Source organism: Bartonella sp. AD24XZML, assembly GCF_042196485.1.
In the GTDB taxonomy this organism is placed as follows: domain Bacteria; phylum Pseudomonadota; class Alphaproteobacteria; order Rhizobiales; family Rhizobiaceae; genus Bartonella.
In genome coordinates this window covers 69,992-82,116 of sequence record NZ_JBHIQH010000015.1, presented here as the reverse complement: position 1 = coordinate 82,116, position 12,125 = coordinate 69,992, and the positions used below count along the sequence as shown (strand labels likewise).

General features: G+C 38.1%; 6 protein-coding genes. 5 read left to right on the top strand and 1 reads right to left on the bottom strand.

Annotation, left to right across the window (positions count from 1 at the left end):
• The first annotated feature begins 17 nt into the window (after positions 1 to 17).
• A complete protein-coding gene (gene pepN, locus ACFIMX_RS01655; protein ID WP_375693935.1) occupies positions 18 to 2,645 on the top strand; it encodes an aminopeptidase N in 2,628 nt (875 codons plus the stop codon).
• 286 nt (positions 2,646 to 2,931) lie between these two features.
• Entirely contained in the window at positions 2,932 to 5,253 is a 2,322-nt protein-coding gene (locus tag ACFIMX_RS01650) for an ATP-binding protein (protein WP_375693934.1), read from the top strand.
• Here the strand turns inward: ACFIMX_RS01650 and ACFIMX_RS01645 are convergent.
• Positions 5,250 to 5,771: a methylated-DNA--[protein]-cysteine S-methyltransferase gene (locus ACFIMX_RS01645; RefSeq protein WP_375693933.1), complete on the bottom strand. Its 522-nt coding sequence runs from the start codon at positions 5,769 to 5,771 to the stop codon at positions 5,250 to 5,252. The two genes, ACFIMX_RS01650 and ACFIMX_RS01645, sit on opposite strands and share 4 nt — an antisense overlap.
• Before the next feature lie 815 nt (positions 5,772 to 6,586).
• On the opposite strand from ACFIMX_RS01645, the gene carB reads away from it, so the two are divergent.
• The 3 genes from carB (at position 6,587) to ACFIMX_RS01630 (ending at position 12,053) form a co-directional block, all read left to right on the top strand.
• Positions 6,587 to 10,072 (top strand): carbamoyl-phosphate synthase large subunit, encoded by a 3,486-nt coding sequence (gene carB, locus ACFIMX_RS01640; protein WP_375611195.1) that lies wholly within the window; start codon positions 6,587 to 6,589, stop codon positions 10,070 to 10,072.
• A 247-nt stretch (positions 10,073 to 10,319) separates the two neighbouring features.
• Positions 10,320 to 10,529 (top strand): cold-shock protein, encoded by a 210-nt coding sequence (locus ACFIMX_RS01635; protein WP_012754908.1) that lies wholly within the window; start codon positions 10,320 to 10,322, stop codon positions 10,527 to 10,529.
• 321 nt (positions 10,530 to 10,850) lie between these two features.
• On the top strand, positions 10,851 to 12,053 hold the full coding sequence (locus tag ACFIMX_RS01630; RefSeq protein WP_375617618.1) for a pyridoxal phosphate-dependent aminotransferase: 1,203 nt from the start codon (positions 10,851 to 10,853) through the stop codon (positions 12,051 to 12,053).
• Positions 12,054 to 12,125: the final 72 nt, after the last annotated feature.

Below are 12,125 nucleotides of genomic sequence, written 5' to 3'. Positions count from 1 at the left end.
ACAAATGGGAAAAAACTATGAAACAGCCAATAACATCTATTTATCGTTTGGAAGACTACCAACCAACCCCTTACGTTATCCCTAAAACACAACTTTCTTTCCAATTAGCACCGACAAAAACCTATGTTACAGCCATATTGTCTATTGAATCCCGTCACGATACAAAAGAATTAACACCTCTAGTTCTTTCTGGTGATGATCTTACTTTAATTTCCGTTTCTATTAATGATGAGATATTAGCCCCAAACACTTATAAAGTGATGCCTTCACGTTTAGAAATTACAACGCCACCAACGGCTCCTTTTACATTGAAATTGGTTACGGAACTGAATCCTGAAAGCAACCGCCAACTTATGGGGCTTTATCTTTCAAATGGTGTTTATTGCTCACAATGCGAATCGGAAGGTTTTCGTCGTATTACTTATTTTTACGACCGACCAGATGTTCTTTCTACCTATAGAGTGAAAATTGAAGCAGATATCCAAACAATCCCAATCTTGCTTTCAAATGGTAATCTGGTGGAAACAGGAACTTTAGAGAATAATCGCCATTTTGCCATTTGGGAAGATCCTTATCCCAAACCATCTTATCTCTTTGCTTTAGTAGGTGGAGATCTTGATAAGTTAGAAGACCATTTTACAACTGTATCTGGACGATGTATCGAGCTTGGTATCTATGTAGAAAAAGGAAAAACCGAATGCGCAACCTATGCAATGGATGCTCTTAAACGTTCCATGCGTTGGGATGAACAATGTTTCGGACGCGAATATGATCTTGATGTTTTCAATATTGTTGCTGTGTCCGACTTTAACATGGGAGCAATGGAAAACAAAGGCCTTAACGTTTTTAATGATAAATATGTTCTTGTCGATCCTGAAACAGCAACCGATCAGGATTATAGAAATGTTGAACGTGTCATTGCACATGAATATTTCCATAATTGGAGCGGTAATCGTGTTACCTGTCGCGATTGGTTTCAACTCTGTTTAAAAGAAGGATTCACTGTTTATCGTGATCAGGAATTTTCATCAGATCAAAATGTACGCAGCCTACAGCGAATTGAAAATGTAAAAGCATTAAAAGCGACGCAATTTGCAGAAGACGCAGGACCTCTTGCGCATCCTGTACGTCCTCGTCAATATAGCCAAATTAATAATTTTTACACCACAACTGTTTATGAAAAAGGTGCTGAAGTTGTTCGCATGATACGAACTATTTTAGGTCCTACTCTGTTTCGTAAAGGCACTGATCTTTATTTTCAACGTCATGATGGACAAGCTTGTACAATTGAAGATTTTATTACCTGTTTTGCTGAAGTGTCTGGTCAAGACTTCTCCCAATTCATGCTATGGTATGAACAAGCAGGAACACCCAATGTAGAAATCGATAGTCATTATAGCGATGGTGTTTTAACAATTCATACAAAGCAACATATTCCCGCAACCCCACAACAAAATACAAAAAAGCCTATGCTTATCCCTATCGTATTTGGCTTGTTAGGATCTAACGGAGAAAACCTCACCTATGAAGCAGATACAGATATTCAATCAGATGTTATGCTTTTATCCAAGGAAAGCCAAACGTTTACATTAAAGGGACTGCGTGAAAAACCCGTTTTATCACTGCTGCGAGACTTTTCAGCACCAATCATTCTACACACTCCATTCAATGAAAGAGAACTTATTTTTCTTGCACAACATGATGACAATCACATCAATCGCTGGCAATCTCTTAATCATTTAATGACGCAAGCTTTGATTCACAGCATTCAAGATAAAACACAAGAAAAAGCAACACTCCCTTCTGCTTTGCTAAAGCTGATTGAAACGATCATAACAGATGAAACCTTAGAGCCTGAATTTCGTGCCTTCTGTTTAAATTTACCTAGTGAAGTTGAGCTTGCTCATACAATCGGTAAAAATATTGATCCAGATCGTATTCATTATGTCCGCCATCAGTTTTTAGCTTCACTTGCACAAACTCATCAAGATCTCTTAACAAAATTCTATGGACAAATGCAAACCCAAGAGCCCTATTCACCAAACACAGCACAAGCTGGAAAGCGAGCATTAAAGAATATCATACTGGATTACCTTTCCATTGCTGAAGCCAATCCAAATCGAGCTGCTATACAGTATGCAACAGCTGATAATATGACTGACCGTATGGCGAGTATCGCTGTTCTCGTGAAGCGTTTTAATGAAAGTGAGCAGGCACAAAATGCCTTAAATGATTTTGAAAACCGCTATCGGCATGACCCTTTGGTCATGGATAAATGGTTTTCTATTCAAGCAATGGTTGCTGGCACATCAACACTCGAGAATGTTCAAAAGCTCATGCAACATCCGCTTTTTTCACAAGATAATCCTAATCGTGTACGTTCCCTAATCGGTGTTTTTGCCTCTAACAATCTCACGGGCTTTAATAGGATGGATGGAGCGTCTTATCATTTTCTTTGCCAAGTCATTTTGGAAATTGACAAAAAAAATCCACAGCTTGCTTCACGATTATTAACAATGATGCGCTCTTGGCGACAATTAGAACCTATTCGACAACAAAAACTTGAAACTGAATTAAAAATGATTGCTGCTGCGCCAAAATTATCAAGCGATGTTGCTGATATCATCAACCGTCTGCTCACTTGAAACAAAAAAATATTTTAAATCAATATGCTATAATATTTTTTTAAATAAATTCTATAAACTATTCGATCATCATTAAATCTATAAACAGGCAATCTAAGCCTGTTTATAGATCACGTTTAAAGTACTTTTTTCTTTTCATATTCCAAAATCATAAAAGTAAAATTATTTTTTTTAAAAAAAAGACTGGACAGAAGACTCCTGTTTTGATTCATTGCACTCGATGGGGTTACTATGAATATCGAAGCAGTTTTTAAATCATATTATTCCAGAATTAAAGGAACGCGAGATGGCTAAATTGGACGCATATAATGCGCCAAGGGAGGTGTATGCTGATTCAAAATCAAGCGCTCAAAGTCGCAAGGAGCGGACAGAGCGTACCAATCTATTTTCTGGTTCTTCCTATAAAAAACTTCTTTTTATTGAACCTTGGCTGCGACGTTCACTCCCATTTGTAATTCTTGCATTTCTTGTTATACTAGCAGCAATCCGTTTCCTATCAATCTATGATTGGCGCAACACAATTGATAAAAACACGCATTCTACCATCACTCTCTTAGCTTCTCATATTACCAATACAATCGACCGTGACTTACTTGCCGCCACTCGACAAGGAAAAGCTGCTGCTCTTTCTCATAATCATTTACAAAATATCCTAACCAATTTTCGTAACAAAGGTTTTATAAAAACCAACGCTGTTATTGCTATTGTCGATCAAAAAGGCAATGTCCTAGCTTCATCAAGTTCCGAGATTGTCTTAGGAAAACCCTTACAGGATTTTACCTCTGAAAGCATTACTTTACAAGCTCTAGGAAAACATGCTGGAATCATGAAAATTACAATAGGAAAAGATATTCCTGCTCTTGCTTCCTTCCAGCAAACAGAAAATGGACAATATGGGGTATTCATCAGTGAAAAAATACAACATATTTACATGGAATGGCGGAAAGCTCTCTCGTTAAATATAACCATGTTCATTGGAACTAGTGGCGTTATCCTCGCTCTTCTTTATGCTTATTATAACCAAATTGTACGAGCACGCAAAACAGATCTTGTTTCAGAAAAAATTCAAAACCGTATTGATATGGCAATGATGCGTGGACGCTGTGGACTATGGGATTGGAATATGGCAAGTGGACGCGTCTACTGGTCACGAGCAATGTACGAAATGCTCGGCTATGTCCCTCAAGATGCATTGCTCTCAATTTCCCAAATTAGCGCCATTATCAATCCAAATGATGCGAATTTTTTTGACCTTGCTCAGGAATTAATGAGCGGTAAAAAAAAGCATATCGATATTAACGTTCCTATGCGTCATGCTGATGGTCATTATGTATGGATGCGCATTCGTGCCGAAGTGACTGAAGAAGAAGACCCCCATTTGGTTGGTATTTCTTTCGATATTAGTGAACAGCAACAATTGGCTGAACAAACGGCGCAAGCCGACCTTCGTATCCGTGATGCGATTGAAAACATTTCAGAATCTTTCGTCTTGTGGGATGCTGAAGGACGTTTAGTCATGTCCAACAGCAAATTTTGCGAATATGCCGCTATTCCTAAACAAATTCTACAATCAGGTATCCAACGTGCAACCGTTGAAGCCATGGCACGCCCTGCACTCAGTGAATATCCCCTTAAAGATGATGGTACTGGTAACTTAACCAGTATTCGCCAAACGGCAGATGGTTGTTGGCTCAAAATTAACGAACGACGAACCCAAGATGGAGGATTGGTTTGTATTGGTACTGACATTTCTGAGCTTAAACAACAACAGGAAAAATTTGAAGACAGTGAAAGGCGTCTTTTTTCTTTCATTCAAGAACTCAAGCGCGCGCGAGGGAGTGCTCAACAACGCGCAACAGAAGTTGAAAAACTTAATAAAAGTTTGAAAGCAGAAAAAGAACGCGCCGAAAGTGCTAATAAGGCTAAATCAGAATTTTTAGCCAATATGTCTCATGAATTGCGCACGCCTCTGAATGCTATTCTTGGTTTTTCAGACATCATGTTGCAATCAACTTTTGGTCCTCTTGGTTCACAACGCTATAAGGAATATATGCATGATATTTACAATTCAGGAACCCATCTTCTAACCCTTATCAATGACATCCTTGATATGTCAAAAATCGAAGCAGGAAGATTTACGCTTGATTGTAAAAATACCGATCTTGAGCCCATCATTAGTGAAGCAGTACGAACATTAACGCCTCAAGCTCAAGAAAAAAATATTGTTGTTACAACAAACATTACCCCAGAACTTCATGCTGAAGTTGATGGTCGTGCAATGAAACAGATTTTTCTTAATCTCATCTCTAATGCCGTTAAATTTACGCCTTCTGGTGGAAATATTGATGTCTGCGCTTTCAAGAAAAAAAATAATCTTATTTTTAAAATTACAGATACAGGTGTTGGTATTCCCCAATCAGCAATTAAAAAACTTGGGCAACCTTTTGAACAAGTTGAAAATCAGCTTACTAAATCTCATACGGGCTCAGGTCTTGGCTTAGCCATTTCACGCTCCTTGCTAGAACTCCACAAAGGAAAACTTGAAATTACTTCAAAAGAAATGAAAGGAACAACTGTAACGATTATAATGCCCATCACACAAAGTTAAATTTCTCCATTTTGTTCTCGTTGTAGTAAAATCTGTTTCCGTTTGTCCCCCCAACGATACCCTGAAATAAAACCATTTTTACACACAACACGATGACAAGGAATGATAACAGCCAATTCGTTACGTGCACAGGCATTAGCAACGGCACGAAAAGCTTTCGGCATACCAATACGGCACGCTAAGATCTCATAGGAAATTGTTTCACCACATGGTATATCACATAATACTGCCCATACTTGTCGTTGAAAAACTGTACCATTTATATCTAAGGGAAAATTATATTTTTTTACCAGCTTAGGTGTTTCTATCATGGCTATAATATGGGCAACTTCTCTCTTAAATGTATTGTCACCTACAACTTGTTGTGCATCACCAAAGCGTATCGTAAACTCCTGTAATAATTGCTCTATAGTGTCTCCTAACGCTATATGACAAATCCCTTTTTGAGACCTAGCCACCAAAAGCTTTCCTATTGATACATCTTTCAAACAGAATCTCGTTTGGGAAATGTTCAGCATTTTAGCCTTCTTTATATTTTAAATAAGTCTTGAACATCATCAATAAAGTAAAAGGAGAGTATTCACTATCTTTTAAAAACAAACAAAATCATTCTGAAATTATATCCTTAGCCATTGTATTAAAATACACTCTCACCCTTTTATGAAATGGAAAGATACATAGATTGACTGTCTTCCTACCCTAAAACGGAAACTTCGACCAGAGCCGATCTATCAACAATCTTGCTTTTTATATAACAGATTCCAACAGAAACCATTTTATATGGTTTATTTCATAAGCTCTCTACAGACAAATCTTGTCCTGAATTCTATCATACACTCTAACAAAAAAACACCTTAATGTGGTAAATTTTCATACCTTATATCACAGCTCTAAACGGCAGTATTTTACCGAACAACACGATAAGTTTCCTATTTCATTTTACGAAATCCCATCGAACCATAAATAATGGGCTTATGTCTTAGAAGCAACAGAAAAAGCGCGTGCTCTCTTAGGCAAAAAACGTCATAAAACACAAAATATGCAGGCAATGGATTGGAAAGATGTTCTGGCTTTTTATGCTCCACGTATGCTTGAATATTCTAATTTGTTGGAGCACTGTTATTATTTTTTTATCAAAGGTCATACTTTTGATAGACTGATGAGATGACTCAACTCAAAAAAGAAATTTATCTTCAATTTTATGAAAAAAAGCATGGAAAAGGTATTTTAATGCTTACTTTCTTTGTCACTTAACTTATAAAATGATTGTAGCCTCAGAACTGAAATATTTTGCCCGCAACAATCGCACATAGATTTGTCATAGGAAAAAGTCATGCCCAAACGCACAGATATAAAATCTATTCTTATCATCGGAGCAGGACCTATTATCATTGGTCAGGCATGTGAATTTGATTATTCAGGCACTCAAGCCTGTAAAGCATTAAAAGAAGAAGGTTACCGAATTATTTTGGTAAATTCTAATCCTGCCACGATTATGACAGATCCAGATCTAGCTGATGCAACTTATATAGAGCCCATTACTCCTGAAATAGTTGCCAAAATTATTGCCCACGAGCGTCCCGATGCCCTTTTACCCACTATGGGAGGACAAACAGCCCTCAATACTGCTTTATCATTAAAGCGTATGGGGATTTTAGACCGCTATCATGTTGAAATGATAGGAGCCAATGCTGATGCTATTGATAAAGCTGAAGATCGTGCTTTATTCCGCCAAGCGATGGCAAAAATCGGTTTGGAAACGCCACGCTCTATGTTAGCCAATGCAACAGAACTGAAAGAAGAAAATCGCCAACAACACGCAAAAACGTGTGCTGAACTTAAAGCAAAGCTTTCTGGTGCTGCGCTTGACAAAGCACTCGAAGAACTTGAGCGCAACTGGCGACATACCGAAGCTGATCGCAAACAACATTATATCGCCCATGCAACAGCAAAAGCAGTTCAAGCTCTTGATGTTGTCGGGCTTCCAGCTATTATTCGTCCTTCATTTACCCTTGGTGGAACTGGTGGTGGAATTGCTTATAACCGCTCTGAATTCTATGAAATTATTGAACGTGGGCTTGAAGCTTCACCAACAACAGAAGTATTAATTGAAGAAAGTGTTTTAGGGTGGAAAGAATATGAGATGGAAGTTGTTCGTGATAAGAACGACAATTGTATCATCGTTTGTTCTATTGAAAACATTGATCCAATGGGGATTCATACCGGTGATTCGATCACTGTAGCACCTGCTCTCACCTTAACCGATAAAGAATATCAATGTATGCGTAATGCTTCGATTGCTGTTTTGCGTGAAATTGGCGTTGAAACGGGGGGATCCAATGTACAGTTTGCTGTCAATCCTGAAAATGGGCGCCTCATTGTTATTGAAATGAATCCGCGTGTTTCTCGCTCTTCAGCGCTTGCCTCAAAAGCAACGGGGTTTCCCATTGCTAAAGTAGCGGCTAAACTGGCTGTTGGTTATACACTTGATGAATTAAAAAATGATATCACGGGTGGTGCAACACCAGCATCATTTGAACCTTCTATTGACTATATTGTGACAAAAATTCCTCGTTTTGCGTTTGAAAAATTTCCCGGTTCATCACCTGTCCTCACAACTGCGATGAAATCTGTAGGAGAAGTCATGGCAATTGGACGCACTTTTCAAGAATCATTACAAAAAGCACTCCGTGGACTTGAAACAGGGCTTACGGGTCTTGATGAAATTGTGATTCCAGAGCATGCTGAAGGTGATGAAAAAAGTTCTATACGCTCCGCCATTGCCATACCAAGCCCTGATCGTCTACGCTATATTGCTCAAGCCATGCGCACAGGCTTACCCTTAAACGAGATTCACCAAATTAGCAAAATTGATCCGTGGTTTTTAGAACAAATAGCCTCCATCATTGAAATGGAGCAGCGTATCCGCATTCATGGATTACCCCAAGACGCAGATAACTTACGTATGTTAAAAGCTATGGGCTTTTCAGATGCGCGATTAGCCTCCCTTACAGGGAAAGAACCTGATTATATCGCAGCTTTACGCAAATCACTGAATGTTAAACACGTCTTCAAACGGATTGATACTTGTGCCGCTGAATTTTCTTCTCCTACAGCCTATATGTATTCAACATATGAAGTTCCCTTTGCAGGTGTAGAGCACTCGGAAGCACACGTTTCTGAACGTAAAAAAATTGCTATTTTAGGCGGTGGACCAAACCGCATTGGGCAAGGTATTGAATTTGATTACTGTTGCTGCCACGCTGCTTTTGCACTGCGTGATGCAGGATTTGAAGCGATTATGATTAACTGTAATCCTGAAACAGTTTCAACCGACTATGATACCTCTGATCGCCTTTACTTTGAATCTTTAACAACAGAAGACGTTATCGCTATTTTAGAAGCAGAACAGGAAAAAGGAGATTTGGTTGGAGTCATCGTCCAATTTGGCGGACAAACACCCTTAAAATTGGCAAGCGCTCTAGAAAAACACAATATCCCCATCCTAGGTACTTCACCTGACGCTATCGACTTAGCAGAAGATAGAGACCGCTTTCAAAAACTGTTATTTAAACTTAATTTAACACAACCTCAAAATGGTATTGCCCACTCCATTGAACAAGCACGCCTCATTGCCCACGAACTAGGCTTCCCTTTGGTTGTACGTCCCTCTTATGTTTTAGGAGGACGTGCTATGCAAATTATTCGTGATGAACGTAGCTTACAAAATTATTTACTTGAAAGTGTCCCTGAATTAATTTCAGAAGATATCAAAGTCCGTTATCCTAACGACACAACAGGACAAATCAATATATTGCTTGGTAAAAATCCGCTTCTCTTTGATACCTATTTAACAGAAGCAATTGAAGTAGATGTTGATTGTCTATGTGATGGCAAAGAAACACTAATCGTTGGTATTATGGAACATATTGAAGAAGCTGGTATCCACTCTGGTGATTCAGCATGTTCTCTACCAGTCCATACGCTCTCAAATAAAATAGTTACTGAATTAGAGCGCCAAACCAAAGCATTAGCCCAAGCACTTCATGTTCGCGGCTTAATGAATGTACAATATGCTATAAAAGATGACACCATTTATGTCTTAGAAGTCAATCCCCGTGCTTCACGTACTGTCCCATTTGTTGCAAAAACGATTGGTCGCCCTATTGCTAAAATGGCTGCACGTATTATGGCAGGAGAAACGCTTCATGATGCTCTTCAAGCTTATGGTGGATTACCTTCTTTGCAAAAAAAACAACATATTGCCGTCAAGGAAGCAGTATTTCCTTTTGCTCGTTTTTCAGGTGTTGATACACTTCTTGGTCCAGAAATGCGCTCAACCGGTGAAGTTATGGGACTTGACTATGAATTTTCGCTTGCTTTTGCTAAAGCCCAACTTGGAGCTGGTGTAAAACTCCCTAAAGAAGGAACTTTGTTCGTTTCTGTAAGAGATGAAGATAAAAAACGCATCTTAAATCCTGTAAAACGTTTAACTGAGCTTGGCTTTTCTGTTGTCGCCACAAGTGGAACACAAAAATTTCTCACCGAACACCACGTTGAAGCAAAAAAAATCAACAAAGTTCTAGAGGGACACCCCCATATTGAAGATGCTATTCGTAATCGCCAAATTCAATTAATTTTTAATACAACTAGTACTGCCAGTGCCATCTCAGACTCAAAATCATTACGTTATGCAGCACTCATGCAAAATGTTCCCTATTATACAACAATAGCTGGAGCCGAAGCCGTCGTAGAAGCGATTAAAGCACTCAAAAAAAGGCACCTTGAGGTACGTTCACTACAAAGTTATTTTAGTTGATTTTTTTTCTACTTAACAAAATGTACACTGTTTTCTTATTTTTTCTTTATATAAAAATTGATTAAGACTTGCTTTTTGTTCTAAAAACTTTTATAGAGGTTTCATCGAATTTTCGGTTACGTGACTTTCTTTCCTGTGCAATCTGCACTTTCGACGAAACTTCTCCCACCTAATTTCGATCTACAACCGTATTGAAGGAATAAAAGCTTCAATGCTCAATATAATTATATATTCTAAGGAGTTTCCTATGTCTACAGGAACAGTTAAGTGGTTTAATACAACAAAAGGTTTCGGATTCATTCAGCCTAGTGATGGTAGTGCAGATGTATTTGTACACATTTCTGCCGTCGAGCGTTCAGGTCTAAACAGTCTTAATGAAGGGCAAAAAATCTCTTATGATGTTCTTCAAGATCGTCGTTCAGGAAAATTTGCCGCTGGTAACCTTGCAGCACTTTAAAGTTTAAATTCTGCAATATTTTATTTAGAAATCTTCGTCTGTAACGACGAAGATTTTTTATTTTGTATAAAGCATTATTTTACCTTGTTAAAATAAAAGACTGTTTATCTCCTTTGCACAATTCATCAAACCTCTTTTATACTTCCTCAAAAACTTTCATAAAATCTACGAAGAGATTATCTTGTAAAATATCTCAAAAAAGAAGAATATAAAGCCCGTGTAAGAGTATTTTGGAAGTTTTTTATTGCATACAATATAATCTCTTATAGAATATCCTTAAAGCAATAACCATTTGTTGATATAATATAAGGATTTTAAATTATGGCTTTTATTGCCGACAAACTGTCTCGTATCAAACCTTCTGCAACAATTGCTGCTTCTCAAAAGGCCCGTCATTTAAAAGCATTAGGGCGCAATGTTATTGCTTTAAGTGCTGGAGAGCCAGACTTTGATACCCCAGACAACATCAAAAACGCGGCTATTGAAGCTATTCGAAGGGGAGAAACAAAATACCCTCCCATATCAGGAATTCCAGAATTGCGCCAAGCAATTTCTGCAAAGTTTAAAAGAGAAAATAACCTTCTTTATCAACCAGAACAAATTATTGTTGGTACCGGTGGAAAACAAATTCTCTTTAATGCATTCATGGCAACTTTGAATAAAGGAGATGAGGTCATCATTCCATCCCCTTATTGGGTTAGTTATCCAGAAATGGTCGCACTCAACGATGGTACGCCTGTCTTTTTAGAAACAAAAGCCGAATTTTCTTATAAACTCCAACCACAAGAGCTAGAAGCTGCCATTACCCCCAAAACCAAATGGTTCATCTTTAACTCTCCTTCAAATCCATCAGGTGCCGCTTATACACATAATGAATTGAAAAAACTTACAGATGTTTTAGTAAAATATCCTCATGTTTATATCCTTTCCGATGATATATATGAACATCTCACATATGAGGGTTTTACCTTTGTGACTCCAGCTCAAGTAGAACCAGCGCTTTATGAGCGTACACTCACAATGAATGGTGTTTCTAAAGCCTATGCGATGACGGGATGGAGAATCGGTTATGCAGGCGGACCACAAGAACTCATTAAAGCTATGGATACCATTCAAGGACAGCAAACATCTGGAACAAGTGTCATTTCACAATGGGCTGCGGTTGAAGCACTCAACGGGCCACAAAACTTTATTGCTAAAAATAAAAGTATTTTTCAAGCACGCCGTGATCTCGTTGTCTCCATGCTAAATCAAGCTCCTGGCATTCACTGTCCAACGCCTGAGGGTGCTTTTTATGTTTATCCTTCTTGCACCGGACTTATTGGAAAGAAAACACCCAATGGTCAACGTATTACAAATGATGAAGACTTTGCCATAGCGCTTCTAGAAACAGAAGCTGTTTCTGTCGTCCAAGGATCTGCTTTTGGACTTGGATCAACTTTTCGTATTTCTTATGCAACATCAGAAGAATTACTTGAAAAAGCTTGTATACGTATACAGCGTTTTTGCAACAGTTTAATTTAAAATTTTGAATATCATCGCTTGTGATTGTTTTTTGCCGAATGTTAGTATATCCGAGAAAATATCTGAAACTGT

Bases quoted from the DNA above. Each gene is read 5' to 3' on its own strand.
- ACFIMX_RS01630 (WP_375617618.1), top strand. From the start codon at position 10,851: ATGGCTTTTATTGCCGACAAACTGTCTCGTATCAAACCTTCTGCAACA.
- ACFIMX_RS01635 (WP_012754908.1), top strand. From the start codon at position 10,320: ATGTCTACAGGAACAGTTAAGTGGTTTAATACAACAAAAGGTTTCGGA.
- ACFIMX_RS01650 (WP_375693934.1), top strand. From the start codon at position 2,932: ATGGCTAAATTGGACGCATATAATGCGCCAAGGGAGGTGTATGCTGAT.
- ACFIMX_RS01645 (WP_375693933.1), bottom strand. From the start codon at position 5,771: ATGCTGAACATTTCCCAAACGAGATTCTGTTTGAAAGATGTATCAATA.
- carB (WP_375611195.1), top strand. From the start codon at position 6,587: ATGCCCAAACGCACAGATATAAAATCTATTCTTATCATCGGAGCAGGA.
- pepN (WP_375693935.1), top strand. From the start codon at position 18: ATGAAACAGCCAATAACATCTATTTATCGTTTGGAAGACTACCAACCA.